The sequence below is a fragment of the Paenibacillus sp. PSB04 genome (genome assembly GCF_025809195.1).
In the GTDB taxonomy this organism is placed as follows: domain Bacteria; phylum Bacillota; class Bacilli; order Paenibacillales; family Paenibacillaceae; genus Paenibacillus_AQ; species Paenibacillus_AQ favisporus.
Map to the genome: position 1 here is coordinate 4119673 of NZ_CP081301.1, position 22155 is coordinate 4141827.

Consider the following 22155-nt stretch of genomic DNA (forward strand, 5'->3'; position numbering starts at 1 on the left):
GATGAAACCATACTCAAGCTTGAAAAAAACGTACGCCATCACTCTACTGCTGCTTATCCTGTGCCTCTCAATGGTTCTTAGCGGGTGCGGCAGAGGCGGAGCGGCCGCCGAAGGCTCGGCGGCGAAAGAGACTTTGGTGATTGCCATGTCCGCCGCGAACATCCCGGTACCGGACACGATGCCGACCGAAGGTTACGAAGGGATGCGTTTTGTCGGGTATCAGCTGTACGACGCGCTGGTGAAATGGGATTTGACGCAGGGCGACAAGCCGGCCGAACTCACGGGCGGCCTGGCCGAATCGTGGGAACATTCGAACAGCGATCCGACCGAGTGGACCTTTCATCTGCGCCAAGGGGTTGAGTTCCATGACGGAACGCCGTTTAATGCGGATTCGGTCATCTTTGCCCTCGACCGTCTGCTGAAGCCGGATTCCCCGTATTACGATGCAAAAATTGCCGGTTCCACCGGCAGCTCGCTTCGTTTTATCGCGAAGTACGCCAAGGCTGACGAAAACACGGTTCGAATCTATACCAACGGACCATACAGCTTTCTGCTGTACGACTTGGCCAGCATCCTGATACCAAGCCCGGAAGCGGTCAAGAAATACGGCGGGGATTATGCGAATCATCCCACCGGAACAGGGCCCTTCAAATTCGTGAGCATGAAGCAGGGGCAGGAATTGGTTATGGATAAGAACGACAAGTACTGGGGCACGGTCCCGAAACTGGAACGGGTGGTGCTCCGGCCGATCAGCGATCCGTCCGCCCGGCTCGCGGCTATTCAGTCCGGGGAGGTCAACTGGGCCGAGATTCCGCCAACCGAATCGATTGAGCAGCTGAAAAGCATGGGATTCCAGGTGCTGACCAATACGTACCCGCACATTTGGCCGTATGTCCTGAACACGGCCGATGGCCCATGGAAAGACAAAAAGGTGCGGCAGGCGGCGAATTACGCCATCGACCGGGAGGGCATGAGCGCCGACTTGCTGGGTGGCGCCTCCATCCCGGCGACGCAGCTGATGTACAAAGGGCATGCTTGGTACAGTTCCGATGCGGAGCCGTATGCCTATGACCCGGACAAAGCCAAGAAGCTGCTGGCGGAAGCGGGTTATCCCAATGGCTTCTCAACCACCTTCCTGGTCCCGACAAGCGGATCCGGCAACATGTGGCCGGTGCAGATGAACGAATTCGTTCAGAAGGACCTGAAGGCGGTGGGGATCGACGTGAAAATCGAATCTATCGAGTGGCAGTCGCTGCTGACCCAGTATCTTCAAGGGTTCCCCAAAGACAAGGAAGTGGGCGCAATAAATATTTCCCTGCCGACCATCGCCCCGAACTCCTTCCCGAACTTCTTCTCGTCGGCGGCTCTGTTTCCGAAAGGCTTAAATATCGGCGGATACTCCAATCCGGAGCTGGATCGGATATTGAACGAGGCGCAGACCAGCTTCGACGCCGGTAAGCGGGATGTGCTGCTGAAGCAGGCCTCGGCGATCATTGCGGAGGACGCCCCTTGGATCTTCGTCGTGCATGACCTGAACTTGAGGGTGCTCGCGCCGGATATTCACGGCTTTGTTCAGCCTCAGTCCTGGTTTGCGGATCTGACGGGCATCTCCATCGAGTAAAAAAGGGGGTATACGCGCATGGTTGCTTTTATCAGTAAACGTCTGCTTCTGTTCATCCCCACGCTGTTTGGCGTATCCGTCATCGTGTTTCTGATGCTCCAAATGGTCCCCGGCGATCCCGTCAACACGATCGTTTCTGCGGATGCGACCGAGGAAGAGCGGATGCGGGTAACACGCGAGCTTGGGCTCGACAAGCCGATTTATGTGCAGTTCATCTATTGGCTCGTCCATATGTTTCAAGGGGATATGGGAACCTCTATCATTAAGCGGCTGCCGGTCAGCGAACTGCTGCTCCCGGCTGTAGGAAATACGCTGCTGCTGGCGGCGGCTTCCGCCGTCGTATCGTTCGGCCTCGGCCTGGCCATCGGCGTTTACAGCGCATACCGTCCCAAATCGTGGGCGGCTTCCCTGTTCAACGTGCTGGGACTCGCGGGAATCGGCATGCCGAATTTCTGGGCCGCGCTGATTCTGATCGGGATATTCTCCGTCAGTCTCGGCTGGCTCCCTTCCTCCGGGATGCAGAGTATCGGGGGAGGAGGGCTGCTGGATACCTTCAGACACCTGATCCTCCCGACGATTGCGGCTTCCCTGACGACGCTTGGCGTTATGACCCGGATGGTGCGCAGTACGATCGCGGGTTTGCTCCAGCAGGACTTCGTATTCGCACTGCAGGCCAAAGGTGCGCCGGCAGGCAAAGTGCTGCGCCATGTGCTCAAGAACGGCATGCCGACCATTTTGACGGTGGCCGGGCTCCAATTCGGCTATTTGATCGGCGGCTCCGTCCTGGTGGAAACGGTCTTTGCCTGGCCCGGCATCGGCCAGTTGATCTACCAGGCGATCGGGCAGCGGGACTTTCCCATCGTCCAATCGGGCGTTCTTGTGGTAGCTGTCGCTTTTGTTCTCATCAATCTGGCAGTCGACTCACTGCATGCGGTTCTTGATCCAAGAGTAAGGCATTCTTGAAAGGAGTGGGCAGCATGGCTACCAATGTTCAATCCATTGTTCCCGATGCGGCTTCGGCCGCTAGTTTGCTAAAACAGCCCTCGCAGGCTGCCGAACGATGGCGGGCGTTCTGCAGGCGGAGAGCGGCGCTGGTCGCGCTGGTCATTCTCGCCGCGATCGTCCTCGCCTGCATCGCCGCCCCGTGGCTGTCCCCGTATGATCCTTACGCGGGTAACGTCAAAGAGAGGCTTCTCCCTGTCGGGTCGGCGGGACATCTTCTTGGCACGGATGAACAAGGCAGGGATTTGCTCACCCGGATCTTGTACGGGGGGCGGCTGAGCCTGCTGTCAGGCATCGTCCCGGTCCTCATCGCCGTTATCCTAGGAGGCGGGCTTGGAATCATTGCCGGATATTTTAAAGGTATCGTCAACACGCTCATCATGCGCACGCTGGATATTTTGTTCTCGTTCCCGGCGATTCTGCTGGCCATCGGCATCTCCGCTTCGCTCGGTCCGGGCATCAGCAACATCATGATCTCGGCGACGATTGTTTTCATTCCGCCGATTGCCCGCATTGCCGAAACGGCCGTGAAGGAGGTGAAGAAGGAGGAGTATATCGAAGCCGCGCTGTCCAGCGGGGCCGGAACGGGGCTCATCATCCGTTTTCATGTTCTAAACAACATTTTTTCCCGACTGTTTGTCTACAGCACGACCCAGATCGGCATCTGCCTCATGCTCGCGTCCGGTCTGAGCTTTCTGGGACTCGGCGTATCGCCGCCGACGCCGGAGTGGGGATTTATGCTGAACAATTTGAAACAAGTCATATTTATTGAGCCCATCGTTACGATCGTCCCAGGCATCTTTATATTCGTCACATCGCTTGCGCTCAACATCGTATCCGACGCCTTGTCGGATGTACTGGACAGCAAAGGTTAAGGAGGGATAACAGTTGGAGCACATTCTTGAAGTGACCGATGTCAGCAAGACCTTTCCCCTGCGGGGGATGTTCGGACAGAGCAAGGGAGGGGTGTCCGCCGTCAACGGGGTATCCTTCACGCTGAAATCCAAGGGTACGCTCGGCATCGTCGGCGAGTCCGGATGCGGCAAGTCTACTTTGGCCCGGCTGATCATGAGACTGATTGAGCCTGACCAAGGGCAGGTCCGATACAAGAACGAGGATTTGCTGAAGATCGGCGGTTCCGATTTGAAGAAAATGAGGAAACGGATTCAAATGGTGTTTCAAAATCCTTATTCTTCGCTGAATCCGAAGCTGACCATTCTGGACAATGTGGCGTTCCCGCTGTGGGCCAATGGAACCGGGCGGGCTGCCGCCAGTACGCAGGCATACCGTTATTTGGATGCGGTAGGTTTGCCCAAATCCTATGCCGCGAAGTATCCGCATCATTTAAGCGGCGGGCAGAGGCAGCGCGTGGCCATTGCCAGGGCGCTTGTGCTCGAACCGGACATCGTCATTGCCGACGAGGCGGTGTCGGCGCTGGACAAATCGGTGCAGGCCCAGGTGCTGAACCTGTTTCAAGATCTGAAAAAGGAGTTCGACCTGTCGCTGATCTTTATTTCCCACGATCTGCACGTGGTGGAATATATGAGCGACGATGTCATGGTGATGTATTTGGGCGGCGTCGTGGAGAAGGGGCCGAAGGAAGATGTTTTCGCGAATCCACGGCATCCTTACACGCAGGCGCTTCTTAAGTCGGTGCCCTCGGTGGACCTGGCCGTTCGCAAGGCGCCGGAAACCGTGCTGCTGAAGGGTGACCTCCCGAGTCCGCTGAATCCGCCGTCCGGCTGCCGCTTCCGGACGCGTTGCATGTTCGCCGAAGCGCGCTGCGCACAGAATGTGCCGGCTCTCGTTGAGGTAGGTGAGGGTCATCACGCGGCGTGCTTGCTGGTACACGAAGGAATGGCGGCCGTTCAAAATTTGTAGAAGGGTGTGTGAATATACGATGACAAATCCAAAGTTCGTCTCTAACGAGGTTCAGGACATCGTTACGGTAGCTGCGATAAATTTTCATCCCAAATGGGGGGACAAGGCGGATAATTTGAAGCGCATGAAAGGCTATGTGCGGACGGCGGCGAAGCAGGGCGCGGATTTGATATTGTTCCCGGAAACCGCGCTAACCGGCTACGGTGTCAAGGATGACGACCCTGAAATGCAGAGGCAGAATGCCGAAACGGTGCCCGGCGAATCGACGCTGGCCCTTGCTGAGCTGTCCAAGGAATACGGTGTGTATGTCGTGCTTGGGATGCCGGAGCGGGATGCGGCGGACCCGGATATCATCTACAACTCCGCGGCCGTGATCGGTCCGGAAGGCGTAATCGGCGCCTACCGCAAAATCCATCCGGCAGCCAAGGAGTCGCTGTGGGCGACAAAGGGCAGCGAGCCGCTCATGTTCGACACGCCATGGGGACCGGTGGGGGTCGGCATCTGTTACGATTCCTACTGCTTCCCTGAACTGGTCCGGTATTATACCGCGCTTGGTTCGCGGATATATTTAAATCCGACGGCGATCCACAATGTGGAGGGATGGCAGGACCTGTATTACACGACGCTCAAATCGAGATCGCTGGAGAACGGCACGTTTATCGTCAGCTCGAACCTTGTCGGCCAGGATTACGATTCGTATTTTCCCGGCGGCAGCATGATCGTTGGTCCTGCAAGCCACATCGGCTCGGAATACAAGGGGGCGCCGGTCGAGGACAAGGAGGCGGTCGTGCTGGCGACCCTCGATTTGAGCCAGGCGGGAGGCCAGCTCCCGTTGTTTGAGCACAATCCGCTGACCGGTGTGCCGGACTGGAGGCCTGACATATACCTTCACATGCTGAGCGGCATAACCCGGAACGGCAAGTGGGCCGGCAGCTCGGAAAATAAGCTGCTCCCTAAGCCGCCGGCCGCCGTCATCGTGTAAACCCGTCTGCCGATAACGAACAAAAGCCGCCCTCTGCCTGGTCTGTTAGACTAGGGAGAAGGCGGCTTGTTGTTATGCTAGACATGCTCGGCATCGGAACGACTTGGATGCCGCGGAACGCAGCTTACCGCTGCTGTATAGCTTAGCGTTCGTCCGAAGTCAGGTCCAGCCAGTCAAGCTCCGCACGGCTCAGCTGAATCCGAGAGCCCTCATCGCAGGAACGCAGCTCTTCAGCTGACTGGGCGCCGATCAGGGCGCAGGTCGGGAACGGCTGGTTCAGCACGTAAGCGAGGGCGATTTGGATGGCGGTCACGCCGCGCTCCGCGCCGAGCTGCTTCGCACGCTCCAGGCGCTCCCAGTTGGCGTCGCTGTAGAACACGCGGACCAGGTCGGCGTTGTCGCGGACTTCCGGCGTAAACCGGCCGGTAAAGAAGCCTCTTGCCTGGGAAGACCAGGAGAAGAGCGGAAACTGCTCGGCTTCATGCCAGGCGCAGGTTTCGGCATCGGCCGAAACGCAGCCTTTCCAGAACGGCTCGTTCGGCTTGGCAAGGCTGAGGTTCGGGCTGCTGAAGGTAAAGCCGGTCAAGCCTTTCTCGGCCGCGTAATCGTTGGCTTCCTTGATCCGCTGCCACGTCCAGTTGGAACAGCCGATGGCGCCGACGGTACCTGACTTGACATATTCGTTCAAAATTTCGATCACTTCGCCGGCAGGCACGTTCGGATCGTCCCGGTGCAGCGCGTACAGATCGATAAAATCGGTTTGCAGCCGCTTCAGGCTGGTCGTAATATCGTGCCGGATGGCTTCCTTGTTGACGCGCGGACCGTTCTGGTCGTGATGGGCGCCCTTGGTCAGGATAACGATCTGATCCCGGTTGCCGCGCTCCTTCATGTAACGGCCCAGCACTTCTTCGCTTTCGCCGCCGCAGTAGATGTGGGCGGAGTCGACGGAATTGCCGCCGATGGCCAGATACGCGTCCATGTTGGCAGCGGCTTTATCGTACGAATTGTGGAAAAAGTAGTCCGTGCCTTTCATCAAACGGGAAACCTTTTTATCCAAACCTTTGACGGAAATGTATTCCATGGATAATACCCTCCTAAGCTATTGTGGTTTTTTTATGGCTCGTTACAGCGCAACCCGGGTATGCTCGCGAGCAGACAGCAAGCAGGCGTCAATCACCTTCATGTTGTGAATCGCATCATCGGGCTGGAACTGCAGCGGCGTTTTGTTCATAATGGCCCGGGCGAGCTGATCGGCCTGCAGGCTGTATGCGTTTACATGAGGAACCTCGATTTCGCTCCGCTCCCCGCGTACGGTCAAGAAGAAGTTGCCGCTGCCCGGCGTCGGTGTAACGTAGGCTGAAGGCACCTCGATGATGCCGTCCGTGCCGAGGATTTCCAGCGGATTGCGCGACGCGGCCCACATGGCGCAGTCGAAGGTCAGTGCGACGGAGCCGTCAAATTCGATGAGGCCGGAGGCCATCATATCGACATCGTCATGCTCCGGCGAGAAGAAGGCGTTCACCGTGACGGCGATCGGTTCCTTGCCGAGCAGCAGCCGAGCCGCGTTGATCGGATAGCATCCGACGTCGTAGATCGAGCCGCCGCCCCAATCCTTGCGGTAGCGGACGTTCGTTTTGTCGCCGGCGTTGTTAAAAGTAAAGGCGCTCCGGATGCCGCGGACTTCGCCGATTTGGCCCGAGTCGATAATTTGCTTGATCTTGTCGTAGCGGGGGTGGTAGCGGTACATGAAGGCTTCGGACAAGTACACGCCCGCTTTGGCGGCGGCTTCAGCCATTTCGGCGGCTTCGCTTTCGGTCAGGGCCAGCGGCTTCTCGCATAGGATATGCTTGCCGGCTTCCGCCGCGCGGATTGTCCACTCTTTATGAAGATGATTCGGCAAAGGAATGTATACGACGTCGATGGACGGATCCTCAAGCAGCGCCTCGTAGCTTCCGTAAGCGACCGGAATATTCAGGTCCGCCGCCGTCTGCTTTGCTTTCTCCTCGTTCCGGCTGGCGATGGCGGCGACTTCATTCAGCTCGGACTGCTGCACCCCGGGAATGACCGAGCGCTTGGCGATGCCCGCGCAGCCCAGTACGCCCCATTTCAATTTCTGGCTCATGTTCGTGTATCATCTCCTCAAGAAGGTTATTTATGATTATATTGCGATTATAAAAGATTGTATTTAAAATTAATATAATACGATTTTGCAATGCATTATAACAATATTGTTATTTGGGGTGAGGACAGGTGAAGCGGCAAAGCCATTTGCTGACCCTTCCGTCGATGCCGTTTTTCTGTTTTCCCGAATCGGTCGGCTTTTACCGGAACGATCCGGGTCACAGCGTATTCCGGGAGGCGGGGGCCTTGAACAATTTCAACATTCATTATGTAGCTGCAGGCAGAGGGTACGTGGAAGTGGAGGATGTGGTCTATGAGCTGGGGCCGGGAGAGGCCGTGCTGTATTTTCCCATGCAGCGCCAGCGGTACTACAGCAGTGAGGAAGACCCGTGGGATATCCGCTGGTTTCACTTCTACGGGAGCGGTCTGCAGGATTATTTGATCGAACGCGGTCTGCATCACAGCCTCTTATGGACGATCCGCCAATCGGCTTCGTTTGAGCAGGCGCACGAAAATCTGCTGCAGGAGGCGGAAGAGCACCGGATGCTCCATCCGGTCCGCCTCTCGACACTTACTTACGCGCTGCTGGCCGAATTTATCGAGCATGCCACCCCGTTGTCTCCGGTCAAATCGAACAATTCGGGCAGCCGGATCCTGGAGCTGCTTCCGGTCATGCAGCAGGAGGCGGTCAAGCCGTTCATCCTGGAGGATTGGGCGGGCAGACTTGGCATATCCACTTACTACTTCTGCAAGCTGTTCCGCAGCGTAACCGAGATGACGCCGATGGAGTTCATCACGCGCTGCCGCCTGCAGATGGCGAAGCAGTGGCTGCTCGAGCGAAAGAGTGCGACGATCGGGCAGATCGCAGAGGACGCGGGTTATCCAAGCGTGAGCTATTTCAACAAGCGTTTTATGGAGCATGAGGGGATGACGCCCTCGGCTTACCGGCGGTTATACGGAGGGGCGTAAGCGTAGGGGATCGTTCGGCGGTAATCTGCGGGGATAACATTTGTCCCATAATTGAGGTCCTTCCTGTCACCTGACCGAATACCACCGTTACTCCTAGCAATTTTAAAAAGTACAGTAAAAAAGCCGATCCCTCGCAAATTGAGGGACCGGCTTTTTTGCTTTGATTTCAGTTCTTCGCTGTCTTTTTACGGTTATTTCCCGTTCCTGTTCGCTGTTTCATGACCCTCCAGCTTCTCCATACCGGCGCTTGGCGCTGGACCGCTGGACCCCCGCTTCAGCAGTTTGGTGGGCAAGAGCAGTTCGGTATACGGATGCTCGGGATGATCCATCCGCCAGAACAGCTGCTCCACGGCCTTGCGTCCGTACAGCTTCAGGTTCACATCCATCGTCGTGATTTGGGGCGTGGACACCTGGGACAAATAACCGTTGTCGAAGCTGACGACGGAGACGTCCTCCGGCACGCTGTAACCCGATTGCTGCAGGGCCGAATTCAGGTAAAAGCCGAGCCCGTCGTTGACGCAGAACCAAGCCGTCGGGAGCTGTGGCAGCGTTTTTATTTTTTGCAAAATGTAATCCGTGTTTTCTACGGCATCCTTGATTACCCATGGCTCGTGGATCTCCAGCCCGAAGTCGTTCATCGCCAGTACGTATCCTTCCCAGCGCTCGTAATAACTTGGCGAAAACGAAGTGTTGGCCAGCAGGCCGATCTTTCGATGTCCCAGTTCTGTCAAGTGACGGACGGCCTCATAAGCGCTAAACCGGTTATTGGTTAAAATGCAGTCAGCATGGATAGAGGGATGGTGATGGTCGATGAGGACCGTCGGTTTACCCATGTTTGTAATGGTATTGATATAGTCAGTTGTAATGTGAGACAGAATGAGGATGCCGTCCACGGATTGATTGAGCAGAAACGAAGGGAGAGCCAGCTTATCAGCCGACTGCTTGCTGACCGATTGGATCAGAAGATTTTTTCCCCTGCGCACCGTTTCCTGTTCGATACTCAAATAAATTTCACCAAAGAAACTTTTCATAGAAAAGGCAAAATCAGAAGCGATCAGCGCAATATTTCCGGTCTGTTCCAGCTCGCCGGAGCGGCGCTTACGGCTTTGGGAATACACATATCCCATCCGGTGTGCCGTTTCGAGGATCAGCTTCCGCGTATCTTCGCTGACCCCGTCTTTTCCCGACAGCGCCTGGGACACGGAATTCTTCGATATATTCAGCTGCTCCGCAATATCCTGCATGGTTACTTTATCCTTCATATGACACCTCAATCTTTGTTTTGCCTGCATAATTGGAGTTCTTTCTAAGAAACTTAAAATGAAGCCTGCCTTTCAATAAATCACATTACGATAAATTGTAACGTTACAAGTTCTATAAGTAAAGAGCCTTTATATAAAAAGATTATTCTGTCTTTAATAAAGTGTTGACAAGGTTTTTGTAATGCACAATAATAGGGTTACACAAACGCTTACAAAATATTGACTAATCTTAATTTGTAACGTTACAAAATAATGTTTCGAGTCTTTGGAATGATGCTTTCAATCTTTCGAGACAATTTTTTGAGGAGGTCAACGATTCGATGAAAAGAAAAATGCTCGGACTTCTGGCTTTGGTGTTGGTGTTATCCTCCATGCTCGCCGCCTGCGGTTCCAAAAAGCAAAGCGCAACGACGGCGGATGGTGTGACGACCATTGAGTTTTGGGCGGCAGCCAATCCGACGCAGCAAGCCTTCTGGGAGAAGATGGCCAAGGCGTACGAACAGACCAATTCCAAAGTGAAAATCAACGTCAGCGTCATCAAGGAATCTCCAAGCTCCGAGGCCAGCATTCAGGCTGCGATTGCCGGGGGAAGCGCTCCGACCATTTCGGAAAACATCAACCGCGGTTTTGCCGCCCAGCTTGCAAACAGCAAAGCGCTGGTGCCGCTTGATACGCTAAGCGGATTTAACGATATCGTCACCACCCGTAATATGAAAAATACGATTGAACCATGGAAATTCGCCGACGGGCATCAATACGTGCTTCCGATTTACTCCAATGCGATGCTGTTCGGCTGGCGCCTTGACCTGCTGAAGGAACTGGGGTACAACGAGCCGCCTAAAACGTACGGCGAAGCGCTTGAAGTGAATAAGAAGCTGAAAGCGAAATATCCGGACAAATACTTCTGGGCCAAAGCGGACCTCGCCGATCCGACGGCATGGAAGAGATGGTTTGACTTCTTCATGCTGTATAACGCGGCTTCCGGCGGCAACAAATTCATTGAAGGCAACAAGTTTGTCGGGGATGAGAAGGCGGGCGTCGAAACGCTGAAGTTTATTGACGATCTCCGCAAGGACAAGGGCATCCTGGCGCAAAACGTACAGGATCCGTTTGAGACCGGCACAAGCCTGTTTATCGACCTCGGTCCTTGGACCTTTACGAACTGGGCCGAGAAGTTCCCGGACATGAAATACAACCAGAATTACACGCTGAGCATGCCTCCGGTGCCTGACGGCGTAGACCCGAAAGATTCCAAAACGTTTGCCGATACGAAGGGGCTTGTGATCTATGCGTCGGCCACCAAGGAGCAGCAGCAGGCGGCGATGGATTTTGTGAAGTGGGTCTATTCGGATGCGAAAAACGACGCCCAGTGGTTTGATGAAACGAAGCTGCCTCCGGCTCGCGACGACCTGACCACCAACGAATCCTTCAAGGCGATTTTGGACAAAAACCCGGAACTGAAGCCTTATGCCGAAAATGTGCCGAATGCGGTGCCGCCGATGGATAATCCGAAATATAACGACCTGCAGACCTTTATTGGACAAGAAGCCTGGAATAAAGTCGTCCGCGGGGAGATCGATCCGGCAGCCGGATGGGCGAACATGAAGAAAGCCATTGAAGGGGAACTTCAATAAAAGGAGTCTTCTAAATGAAAGAAAACAATAACCGGTTGGGCTGGCTGTTTGCCAGTCCCTACCTGATTTACTCCCTTGTATTTTTCCTGGTTCCGCTCGTTTGGTCTTTTTATTTGTCTTTTACGAACTGGGACCTGATTGCTCCCGAATATGACTTTGTCGGCTTTGACAATTTTGCCAAAGCGCTCAGATCGCCCGGCGTGCACGCCGCGTTTTGGGTGACATACAAGTTCATGATGGTGTTTGTGCCGCTGGTGATCGTGCTGTCGCTCGTCGTTTCGGTTCTGGTGCACAGTCTTCCGCGTTTGAAAAGCTTGTTTCTCATCGGCTTTTTCCTGCCGTACCTGTCTTCCGGCGTCGTATCGGCGCTGATTGTAAAAGGTTTGCTGTCTTTCAACAGCCCGGTCAACACGGCGCTGCGCAAAATCGGCATTAACATCGACTGGCTGGGGACTTCCTGGTCGGCACTCCTGATCGTCGGCATGATTATGGCTTGGAAATTTACCGGGTACTACGCGCTCATTCTGACGTCGGGCCTGGAAAGTATAGATCAAGAAGTATACGAAGCGGCAGCCATCGACGGAGTTGCCGGCCGGCAGCGCTTCTGGAAAATTACGCTTCCGCTGCTGTACCCTGCGCTCTATACGACGCTGATTCTCGCTTTCGGCGTCACCTTCGGCATCTTCACCGAGGTATACCAGCTGACAGGCGGAGGTCCAAACAATGCCACCAACACGTGGCAGATGGAAATTTACAGCCAGGCGTTCAAAAACCTGCAGGCCGGTTATGCGTCTGCGGTGGCGCTGCTCGCCTCGATAGCTACCTTTATTTCGATCTTTATCATCCGGAAACTGCTAGAAAAGTGGGGTGCGCGAAATGGTTGGGTCTAAACGCAGCCGCAAGTCCAGTCTGGCCATCCGCTATATCATCGCAGGAATATTGCTGCTCGTGATGGTGTATCCGTATTTGTACATGGTGCTGAATTCGTTTGCCGACTGGACACAGGTGGATCGGAAGCTGATTCCGAGCTCGTATACGCTGAAGTCGTACACCTGGCTGTTTACAGGCGGCGAGACGGGAATCACGCGGCCCTGGCTGGGCGCTTTTGTAAACAGTATCATCGTGTCTTTGCTGTCGACCTTCCTCATGATGATGTTCGGGGTGATGGTCGCTTATGCCCTTTCGAAGCTGAAATGGCGCGGCAGGGATACCGTCAACAACTTCATTTTGTTCCATATGTTTTTTCCGGCCATCATTCTGCTGATTCCGAGCTTTCTCATTATTCAAAAGCTGGGCTGGTACGACACCTATTGGGCGCTGATCATTCCGAAAGGGGTCAGCCTGTGGGCGATCTTCATGTACACGAACTTCTTCAAGGCGGTGCCATCCGTATTTATTGAAGCGGCTAAGCTGGACGGAGCAAGGGATTTTCAAATTTTGTACAAAATCATGATGCCGATGTCCAAGTCCATCACCAGCGTCGTCTTTCTGTTCCTCTTGATGGAGCGCTGGACCGAGCTGCTGTGGGATATGATCATGGTTCGCAGCGACGGGATGCTGACGCTGAACGTCCTGCTTTCGCAGATGTTCGGTCCGTACGGATCGTATCCGGGTCCGCTGTACGCGGGATCTGTGCTGCTGTCCCTGCCGATCATCATCCTGTTCATCATCTTCGGCAAAAACTTCCAGAAGGGCATGCAGGTCAGCTTGAAATAAGCCCTGCGCGATAGGAAGGAGCGGATCTCCATGGGAGAGAAGACGGTGGCTGCAGAGACACCCTGGTGGAAAAGCAGCGTTTTTTATGAAATCTACATGCCAAGCTTTTGTGACGGCAACGGGGATGGCACCGGCGATTTCCAGGGATTGACCTCCAAGCTGGATTACTTGCGGGAACTTGGAATCGGGGGCATCTGGCTGACCCCGTTTTATCCTTCGCCGCGCGTAGATAACGGCTATGACATCTCGGATTATTACGGGGTGGATCCGGTGTTCGGAACGCTGGATGACTTTGACCATTTCGTCCGGGAAGCCCACCGCCGCGGCATTCGCGTGATCGCGGATCTGGTGCTGAATCATACATCCGCCGAGCATCCCTGGTTCATGGAGTCCCGGGCATCACGGACGAGTCCAAAGCGGGATTGGTACATCTGGAAGGATGCCGTGGACGGCGGCACACCGAACCATTGGGAGTCCTTTTTCGGAGGGACGGCATGGGAATGGGATGAGGCGACCGGGCAGTATTATTACCATGCCTTCGCCAAAGAGCAGGTAGATCTCAACTGGGCGAATCCCGAGGTCAGGGAGGCCATGAAGGAAGTGATGTCGTTTTGGCTCGGCCGCGGGATTGACGGTTTCCGGCTGGACGTCATTAATTTCCTGAAGGTGTCCGGGCAGTTTAAGGAAAACCCGGTCACGGCGGATGGCGAACAGGATCACCGGTTCGACCAAAATCAGGAGGGCATTGTGGAGGCCATCCGCGATATTTGCGAATTCGTACGATCTCAAAACAAAGATGTATTGATGGTAGGCGAAGTCGGTTCCGAGGATATGGAGGTGCTGCGCCGATACAGCGGCGGGGACCTGCTGGACGTGGTGTTTAATTTTAACCTGGGCAGCCGCAAGGAACTGAAGGTCCATGAGATGTTTGCCGAGCTTGTCCGGATGGAGGAGCTTCACCGGCCGGAGCAGGTGCCGACGATTTTCTTCAGCAGCCATGACATGCCGCGGCATTATAGCCGCTTTTCTTCTGGAGACGATTCCGTGGACCTGTGCACCGCCAAGCTGATAGCGGCATTGATGCTGACCGCCAAAGGCGTTCCCTTCATTTATTACGGTGATGAAATCGGCATGCGGGACTTCGTGCCGGCGGACATCGGGCAAATGCGCGATATTCAGGGGCTGACCGCATACCGGATGGCAAAGGAATCGGGGATGACCGAGGCCGATGCGCTTGCCGCCGCCATCCTCCGAAGCCGGGATCACTCCAGAACGCCGATGCAGTGGGATGGGAGCCGTTACGGCGGATTTTCACTTCACGGATCGTGGATACCCCTCGGCCCGTCGTCCCGGCAGGTTCACGTCCAGAAGCAGTGGGGGAGCAAGCACTCACTGCTGGAATTTTACCGCTCCCTCATCCGGCTGCGTGGTAAGCATAAGGCACTCCAAACGGGGAAGTACACCTTTTTGAAGCGGGAAGGGGAGTGTATTTACTATGGCCGTCAATCGGAGGAGGAAGAGATTTGGGTTGCGCTTAATTTCGGGGACCGGCCGTGCGATTTGAACCATTTGGCTGCTGACGCGGCTTTGTACCGGTTACTGCTGACCAGCAAAGAAACGTCCGCGGATCAGAATCGCCGTCATTCACTGGTTATTGATTCCTTTGAGGCTGCGGTCTGGGCAACAACACGAACCATAACATCCAATGAATTTAACTTCGACCAGGTAGGGGGATCATCGTGTTAAACGTGAACAAAACGGAAGTAAAAACATGCCGCGTGCTGCTGGAACAGTACATGGAGGGGCGGGAGAGAACCGCTCCTGCTCACAAGGCGGAGAAGCTGGTTTTTGCCGGCGTCGGAGACCGCGATGTATACAACATCACGGCTCCGTTCGAGGATGAGGGGCGGACCGTCATCGCGGGCCGGGTGGAATCCCGGGACAGTGAGCATTCCCAGGTCGTGTTCTTCGTGGAAAACGACGGTGCCTGGGTGCCGCTTGAAGGAGCGCCGGTGCTCGAACTGCAGGACCCGTTTCATACCCGGATCGGCGGAGAGCTGATCTTGGGCGGAGTTCAGATTTACCCGCACCCGGAGAAAGAGGGAGCGCTCATGTGGCGCACGGCAATTTACCGGGGCGGCCGCATCGCGGATTTAAAGCTGTTTTTCACCGGTCCGGACGGCATGAAGGATCTGCGGCTCACCGGACTTCCGGACGGCGGGATCGGCGTATTCACCCGCCCGCAGGGCGATAAAGGCGGGCGCGGCCAGATCGGTTATTTCCAGGCCGCATCACTGGACGACTTGACTGTACAGGCGATTGAGGAAGCCCCGCTCCTGGAAGGCCAGTTTATCCCCGAAGAATGGGGAGGGGCCAATGAAATCCACGTGCTAAGCAACGGCCTTCTCGGCGTGCTGGGACATACGGCCTGTTATGATGACGAAGGCGATCGTCATTATTATCCCATGATTTTTGTACTCGATCCGCAGACGGCTGCGTTTTCCGATATGATGCTGATTGCGGTGCGGGCCGATTTTTTGCCGGGTCCGGCCAAGCGCGAAGACCTTCAGGACGTCGTATTCAGCGGCGGCATCCTGCGCCGGGGCGACGGGACGGCGATGCTGTATGCGGGAATAAGCGATGCGGAGGCACAACGTCTGATCATAGCCGATCCTTTTGCGAGATTCGAATCCTAGTTAATACAATGAAGGAGCTTGATCCGAATGAACATTTATCGATATCCTGAAAATCCTTTAATCACCCCTGCCGACGTCAAGCCTCACCGCGAGGGCTTTGAGGTGATCGGTGCATTTAATGCCGGCATCGCCGAGTATCAAGGGGAAACACTGATGCTTCTGCGTGTGGCGGAGCGTCCGGTCAGCGGCGATCCGAACGTCGTCATCGCCCCTGTATTCAATGCGGAGCGTGGTGATCTTGAACTGATTCCTTTCCGCAAAGACGATGACCGGTACGATTTTTCCGACCCGCGGGTGATCCGCAATAAATCCAAAAACGGCACGTTTGAGTATTTGACGTCCCTTTCCTACATCCGAATCGCCCGCAGCAGGGACGGCCACCACTTCACGGTGGACGATCAGCCGTTCATTTATCCGTCCAACGAACAGGAAGCGTTCGGCATCGAGGATCCGCGAGTCACGCAGATCGGCGATACTTACTACATTTATTTTTCCGTCGTGTCTCCCGTAGGGATCGGTGAATCGCTCGTGTCGACCACCGACTTTGTGACGACCCGGCATCACGGCATGATCTTCGGTCCGGACAATAAGGACGTGCTCATTTTCCCGGAAAAGATCAACGGCAAATACTACGCTCTCCATCGTCCGACCATGAAAAGCATCGGAAATCCGGAAATCTGGATCGCGGAATCCGACAATCTGCTCTATTGGGGCAATCATAAGCATCTGCTCGGCCTCCGGGACGGGATGTGGGACAGCGGCCGGATCGGCGGCGGCGCCGTGCCGTTCAAGACCGACAAAGGCTGGCTTGAACTGTATCACGGAGCGACATCGGATCACCGCTACTGCATGGGCGCCGTGCTTCTCGATCTGAACGATCCGACGCGGGTGATCGCCCGTTCCGGGAAGCCGGTGATGGAGCCTGAGGCGGAATATGAAAAGCAGGGCTTTTTTGGGGACGTGGTGTTTTCCTGCGGCGCCGTCATTGACGGTGACACGGTGAAAATGTTCTATGGTGTTGCGGACACCTCCATGGCCTGTGCGGAGCTCAGCTTGAAGGAAATATTGGACAGCCTCGAATACCTCGAAGCCAAAGTTTAGGATCGGGACACGGAACGCCAAAACAAATCATTGTTTTGGCGTTCTATTACATCAGGCCCGGACGAGCCGGTTCGGCTTGCAGCAAGGGCGAAGTGAGGGGAACAGCATGATCATCAAAGACCATTGGAAGCTGCGGGATTTCAGGGAAGGGGAGGCGAAGGATCTTGAAGTAGCCTCGCCGCTGTATGACGATTACTTTTGGATGTCGGCGGAGGTGCCGGGCGACGTCCATACGACACTGATTCGCCACGGGCTGATCGACGATCCGTTCTATGGGCACAACGACCAGAAGTGCCGGTGGGTGGAGGAGCGGATCTGGTGGTACCGGACCGTTTTTACACTGGACGAGGCACCGCGGCCGGACGACAAAATGCTGCTGGTGTTCGAAGGACTGGACACCTTTGCGACCGTGTATTTGAACGGTGCGGAGCTTGGTTCCACGGACAACATGTTTATCAGCCATACGTTCGAAGTCAGCCGCGAGCTGAAGCCGGGCAAAAATGTCATCGCCGTCAAATTTGACCCGGTCCATGCGAAAGTGGGCGGGAAGGCCGTCTCCACGTTCTGGTCCGGTTTTAGCAAGGAACGGGTCTGGACGCGTAAAAACCAAAGCCATTTCGGCTGGGATTGGGGACCACGGCTCCTATGCGCGGGAATCTGGAAGGAAGTCCGGCTCGAGAAATACGATGCTGCCAGAATAGAGCATGTCTATGCTCGGACGGCGGAGGCTGGCGAGATGGAGGCGCTGGTTGATATTTCGGTGGAATTGACTTCATGGGACCGCCAGAAAACATACAGTATTCTTGTTCAGCTGCTTGACGGGGAGAGCGGCGAGGTGGCGGCTGCAGAAACGTTGGAGATAAGCGGAACCGCCGGCAGCGGGCTGCCCGGATTGGCCGGCGGCATTAGCCTAGCGGGCGGAACGAAACTTCGCGTATCGAAGCCCAAGCTGTGGTGGACCCATGATCTCGGCACGCCCCATTTATATGAGCTGCGGGTTTCATTGCACACGGACGGGATCACCATGGACAAGCGCAGCCAGAAGCTCGGGATTCGCACGCTGGAGCTGAAGCAGCGGGATGCCGCTGGCGAACCTGCCTTTACTTTTATGCTGAACGGCGTTCGTGTCTTTGCCAAGGGAGCCAACTGGATCCCGATCGACAGCTTTATCGGCGCGGTGCCGGATGTCCGTTATTCCCGCCTGATGGACATGGCGAAGGCAGCGAACATGAATATGCTCCGGGTCTGGGGTGGGGGCATTTACGAGCGGGATATTTTCTATGATGAGTGTGACCGCCTGGGAATTTTGGTATGGCAGGACTTTATGTTTGCCTGTGCCCTGTATCCCGACTATAACCGCAATTTTATGGATAACGTCGCGGAAGAAGTGCAGCAGGTCGTCAAGCGGCTGCGCAGCCGGACATGCCTGGCCCTGTGGTGCGGCAATAACGAAAATGACTGGCTGTATGAGGCGCTTCATGCGAGCGGAGACATCCCACACCCTTTTTACGGTGAGAAAATCAATCATGAACTGATGCCTGCGCTTCTGGAGCAGCTGGATCCTTCCCGGACATTCTGGCCGAGCTCACCTTACGGAGGGAACGACCATAATTCCCGTGAGGAAGGGGACACGCATAACTGGCAGGTCTGGCACGGCAATATTGAGCCAAGGGTATTCGGCGAGCCCCAGCTTCAGGACTACAGCGTGGAAGGGTTGTCGTTCAAGAAATTCAAGGAGGACCGCACGAAGTTCGCCAGCGAGTTCGGCATGCATGCTTCCGCCAATTTGTACACGCTGCAGCGGAACGTGCCGCAGACGGAGCTGGTGCTTGGCAGTGCGGAAATGATGAACCGCAACAAGGATATCAATCACCTCAAGGGCGTTATGCTGATGGAGGGATACACCGGGATTCCGGGCAACTTGGAGGAATACATCCATTTTTCCATGCTGACACAGGCCGAAGGCCTCAAATACGGTATCGAGCATTACCGAAGAAACAAGCCGGAGACGAGCGGGGCGTTATTCTGGCAGTTCAACGACTGCTGGCCCGGCACCAGCTGGTCCGTCATCGACTATTACGGTCTGCCGAAAGCGGCTTACCATTACGCCCGCAAGTTTTATCATCCGCTGCTGTTGACGGCAGAGTATACGCCCGGGGATGCGGAACTCGTGCTGTGGGGCGTGAACGATACGCGGGAAACTGTTTCCAAGACGGCGGAGCTGGTTGTCTGCGGCATGGACGGCCGTCAGGTATATGTCCGGACGTTCGCTGCAGAGATTGAGGCATGCGGGAAACAGCGCATCGCAGTGGTGAAGCTGGACGACCTGCTTCAAGGTCTCGACGCCGCTGAAGCCGTCTGCGTTGTTCGCTGGATGGACGGCTGCGGGGAAGAGAACTTTTATTATTTTTGCGACCATAAAGATATGAACTTCCGCCCCGTTAACTTGAACGTTCAGGTGAACCCCGAGGAAGGGAGCGTAACGGTATCCTCCGACTTTGCCGCCCGAATGGTAAGGCTTGAGATGGACGAAGCCTGGCTGGATTGGGAGGATAATTATTTCGACCTGCTGCCGGGACAGACGCGAATCATCCATGTCGGACAGAAGGAAGACAAGGGGATTCCGTGGAATACCTTGAAGGTATCGGCATTAAACGGTGCGTCGGTCGCGGTTAATGGAAGACAACCGGTTACGAAATGAGGAAGGGGAGAATTGGCGATGAGAGCTGCAGTGCTTGTGGATCAGGAAGTAATGGATGTTAAGGAACAGAAGATCCCGGAGGCCGGCATCGGCGAAGTGCTGATTCGGGTGCGCAGCTGCGGCATTTGCGGAACGGACCAGCACATTTACCACGGCCATCCGGGTTCGGCGGAAGTGCATCCGCCAATCGTACTTGGTCATGAGCTGTCCGGCGAGGTGGTGGCGGTCGGGCAGGGCGTAAGCAGCTTAAAGGAAGGGGACCGGGTTTCGGTCGATCCGAATATTTACTGCGGAAGCTGCGAATTCTGCCGCAGCGGCAGGCTTCACCTATGCGACCGGCTGCAGGCGGTCGGCGTAACGCGGGACGGGGGCATGGCCGAATGCTGCCTCGTGCCAGCGGAAAATTGTTATATTATCCCGGACGCGATGAGCTATGAAGAAGCAACTCTGCTTGAACCGCTCGGCTGCGTGCTGCACGGTTTCCGCAAGCTCGATATCCGGCCGCAGCATCAGGTGCTGATCATCGGCGGCGGATTTATCGGGCAGATCTTCCTGCAGCTCGTTCGCGAATGTGGCGTTTCGCGGATTACGGTCAGCGAACCGGCATCCTATAAGCATGAGATGCTGCGCAGCTTGGGGGCGGATTCGGTCGTATCGCCACTCGATCGGGATACCGCGGACGCGCTTGCTTCCAGTGCCGATGTCGTGATCGAATGCGTCGGGCGGACGGATTCGGTACAGACGGCCGTTCGCGCCGCCCGCAAGGGAGGACAGGTGCTGCTGTTTGGCGTGGCTGCTCCGGATGCGGAGGCCGCCATCCGTCCTTTCGACATTTTTTCGAAGGAGCTGCGGATCATGGGTTCGTTCATCAACCCGTTCACCCACACGGATGCGATCCAGCTGGTATCCCGAGGCAAAGTCCGGCTCGCGCCTCTCATCAGCCACCGCTTCACACTGGAGCAGCTGCCGGATGTGATGCGGAATTACCCTCAGCTGGGGGTCAGCAAAGGCATCGTTCAAATCTAAAAGGTGAAAGCAGGTTAGCCGGAATAGACACTGATAGAATCGGTGTCTATTTTTCCATTTTTGGGTAATCTATGATTGTTATCGCCTAAAATTGATTTATTGACTGAAAAAAGAAAGATTACCAGCTTTGACCAAGCATTTTTGGTCATTTTTTCACGAACTAACATAATTGACCGTCCGTTAATTTAACTATATACTTCTTATAATATAAAGATTAGCGAAGGAGGAAATCGGATTGGAAGACAGATCCATGACCGTAAAGATTGAGATAGATACGCTGGTAACGATGCTGAAAATGGCCTTCTCCTTTGAGAATTGGGATAACATGATTAAAATTTCTACCGAGCTTTATGAGTCCGCTTACGAGATGTATGTCGAACAAAAGGAACGGAATCGCCGGCTTCAGGTTACGGAACGCCCGATCGTCTATTATTTCGGGTACAGCCATCTCATGAAGGGACTTGCCTACCAAAAGAAGAAAATGTACCAAGAGGCAAAACAGTGCATAGCCAACTATGAAGATCTAAGCTACATGTCTGACGGTTCTCCTGCCAACAATCAGGCTGTCGAAAACTTCCGTTTTTTCGCAAGAGCCAATATGTTTACGCTTAACATTCTTTCAGGGAATTTGGACTGCCTGGAGGATTATTCAGCGTTTATACAGGAAAATCCATCCGAAACTCTCCCTGGACTAATCACGATTTTAGAGGCAGCAAATATACATAACTATGACGTCGATCATATCCTGGATATTCTTGTCGTCGAAGATTCGCAGCTTATTCCGATTGACCAAAATCCCGTAGATCTCTCCTATTATATTTCTTTTTTGTATTTGCTGGCGGTTTATAGATTTAAAAAAGAAAATCACGCAGAAGCGCTCGATAGGACTTTACAAGCTTTGACATTATCTGATAAACTTGAAGATGACAAAATTTTCAAAAAATGCGTCGCCTTATTCGAATCTTTCAGATCTCATGCTTCACAGTCTCAACTAGAATCGTACTCGTCTATCCAAAAAAACATTCTCAAAGGAGCGATTGAAGATGAAGAAGGTATTGTTTTCGACGGTAGTAGCATTAGGACTATTTAGTGTTAGTCTGCTGACGGCATCCGCCTTTACGACGCTGAACCACGGTGCTAACTATGATACGGCCAACCATGGAGCCAACTATTCGATCCAGAACCACGGTGCAAACTATTAATCGGTTTTGCTAGCGGAGGTTAAGATACTTTATAGACGATTTAGAAGAACAGCCCGACAGCTTGTTGGGCTGTTCTTTTTTGTTCCCCTTATGCCTATTTGTGTCGAAAGTGGTCTCCGAGCTGTTGAACGATGGAAGGGATCGAATGCAGACGGCCTGATGGTCTTATGCTTCTGCTTGAATTGGCGTTTGTTGTTATATCTTGTCATTTGTATTTATAATGAAGAAAAACGGTTGGAGG

18 protein-coding genes are annotated in these 22155 nt (G+C 54.6%); 15 read left to right on the forward strand and 3 right to left on the reverse strand.

Annotated features, from left to right (window positions below; genetic code table 11):
• The first annotated feature begins 1 nt into the window (after nucleotide 1).
• The 5 genes from K2F33_RS19120 to K2F33_RS19140 are packed head-to-tail and all read left to right on the forward strand — an operon-like array spanning nucleotide 2 to nucleotide 5486.
• Nucleotides 2–1621 (forward strand): ABC transporter substrate-binding protein, encoded by a 1620-nt coding sequence (locus K2F33_RS19120; RefSeq protein WP_263878257.1) that lies wholly within the window; start codon nucleotides 2–4, stop codon nucleotides 1619–1621.
• An 18-nt stretch (nucleotides 1622–1639) separates the two neighbouring features.
• Nucleotides 1640–2584, forward strand: a complete 945-nt coding sequence (locus K2F33_RS19125; RefSeq protein ID WP_089547975.1) for an ABC transporter permease — start codon at nucleotides 1640–1642, stop codon at nucleotides 2582–2584.
• Between the two features lie 14 nt (nucleotides 2585–2598).
• Complete coding sequence (locus tag K2F33_RS19130; protein WP_263878258.1) at nucleotides 2599–3498, forward strand: ABC transporter permease; 900 nt, start codon at nucleotides 2599–2601, stop codon at nucleotides 3496–3498.
• A 13-nt stretch (nucleotides 3499–3511) separates the two neighbouring features.
• A complete protein-coding gene (locus K2F33_RS19135; protein ID WP_318670958.1) occupies nucleotides 3512–4504 on the forward strand; it encodes an ABC transporter ATP-binding protein in 993 nt (330 codons plus the stop codon).
• Nucleotides 4505–4523: 19 nt separating this feature from the next.
• Complete coding sequence (locus K2F33_RS19140; RefSeq protein ID WP_263878259.1) at nucleotides 4524–5486, forward strand: carbon-nitrogen hydrolase family protein; 963 nt, start codon at nucleotides 4524–4526, stop codon at nucleotides 5484–5486.
• A gap of 142 nt (nucleotides 5487–5628) precedes the next feature.
• Here K2F33_RS19140 and K2F33_RS19145 read toward each other — a convergent pair whose 3' ends face one another.
• Both K2F33_RS19145 and K2F33_RS19150 read right to left on the reverse strand, forming a co-directional pair.
• On the reverse strand, nucleotides 5629–6567 hold the full coding sequence (locus tag K2F33_RS19145; protein ID WP_076171032.1) for an aldo/keto reductase: 939 nt from the start codon (nucleotides 6565–6567) through the stop codon (nucleotides 5629–5631).
• Between the two features lie 42 nt (nucleotides 6568–6609).
• A complete protein-coding gene (locus K2F33_RS19150) occupies nucleotides 6610–7608 on the reverse strand; it encodes a Gfo/Idh/MocA family protein (protein WP_089547971.1) in 999 nt (332 codons plus the stop codon).
• A gap of 128 nt (nucleotides 7609–7736) precedes the next feature.
• On the opposite strand from K2F33_RS19150, the gene K2F33_RS19155 reads away from it, so the two are divergent.
• Nucleotides 7737–8576 (forward strand): helix-turn-helix transcriptional regulator, encoded by an 840-nt coding sequence (locus tag K2F33_RS19155; protein WP_089547970.1) that lies wholly within the window; start codon nucleotides 7737–7739, stop codon nucleotides 8574–8576.
• A gap of 191 nt (nucleotides 8577–8767) precedes the next feature.
• On the opposite strand, the gene K2F33_RS19160 is transcribed toward K2F33_RS19155, so the two are convergent.
• The gene (locus tag K2F33_RS19160; protein ID WP_263878260.1) at nucleotides 8768–9838 is read right to left on the reverse strand and encodes a LacI family DNA-binding transcriptional regulator; all 1071 of its coding nucleotides are present in this window, start codon (nucleotides 9836–9838) and stop codon (nucleotides 8768–8770) included.
• Between the two features lie 320 nt (nucleotides 9839–10158).
• On the opposite strand from K2F33_RS19160, the gene K2F33_RS19165 reads away from it, so the two are divergent.
• From K2F33_RS19165 to K2F33_RS19205, 9 genes are all read left to right on the forward strand, one after another.
• Complete coding sequence (locus K2F33_RS19165; protein ID WP_263878261.1) at nucleotides 10159–11472, forward strand: ABC transporter substrate-binding protein; 1314 nt, start codon at nucleotides 10159–10161, stop codon at nucleotides 11470–11472.
• A 14-nt stretch (nucleotides 11473–11486) separates the two neighbouring features.
• Complete coding sequence (locus tag K2F33_RS19170) at nucleotides 11487–12362, forward strand: carbohydrate ABC transporter permease (RefSeq protein WP_263878262.1); 876 nt, start codon at nucleotides 11487–11489, stop codon at nucleotides 12360–12362.
• Nucleotides 12349–13188 (forward strand): carbohydrate ABC transporter permease, encoded by an 840-nt coding sequence (locus K2F33_RS19175; RefSeq protein WP_212984305.1) that lies wholly within the window; start codon nucleotides 12349–12351, stop codon nucleotides 13186–13188. The genes K2F33_RS19170 and K2F33_RS19175 overlap by 14 nt, the downstream gene beginning before the upstream one ends.
• A gap of 30 nt (nucleotides 13189–13218) precedes the next feature.
• On the forward strand, nucleotides 13219–14934 hold the full coding sequence (locus tag K2F33_RS19180; RefSeq protein ID WP_263878263.1) for an alpha-glucosidase: 1716 nt from the start codon (nucleotides 13219–13221) through the stop codon (nucleotides 14932–14934).
• Nucleotides 14935–14984: 50 nt separating this feature from the next.
• A complete protein-coding gene (locus K2F33_RS19185) occupies nucleotides 14985–15884 on the forward strand; it encodes an MTP-1 family protein (RefSeq protein ID WP_263882394.1) in 900 nt (299 codons plus the stop codon).
• 27 nt (nucleotides 15885–15911) lie between these two features.
• Nucleotides 15912–16985: a BtaManbiosPhlase gene (locus K2F33_RS19190; RefSeq protein WP_263878264.1), complete on the forward strand. Its 1074-nt coding sequence runs from the start codon at nucleotides 15912–15914 to the stop codon at nucleotides 16983–16985.
• 106 nt (nucleotides 16986–17091) lie between these two features.
• Nucleotides 17092–19686, forward strand: a complete 2595-nt coding sequence (locus K2F33_RS19195) for a beta-mannosidase (RefSeq protein ID WP_263878265.1) — start codon at nucleotides 17092–17094, stop codon at nucleotides 19684–19686.
• An 18-nt stretch (nucleotides 19687–19704) separates the two neighbouring features.
• A complete protein-coding gene (locus K2F33_RS19200; protein ID WP_263878266.1) occupies nucleotides 19705–20712 on the forward strand; it encodes a zinc-dependent alcohol dehydrogenase family protein in 1008 nt (335 codons plus the stop codon).
• A 235-nt stretch (nucleotides 20713–20947) separates the two neighbouring features.
• Entirely contained in the window at nucleotides 20948–21802 is an 855-nt protein-coding gene (locus K2F33_RS19205; protein WP_089547964.1) for a hypothetical protein, read from the forward strand.
• Nucleotides 21803–22155: the final 353 nt, after the last annotated feature.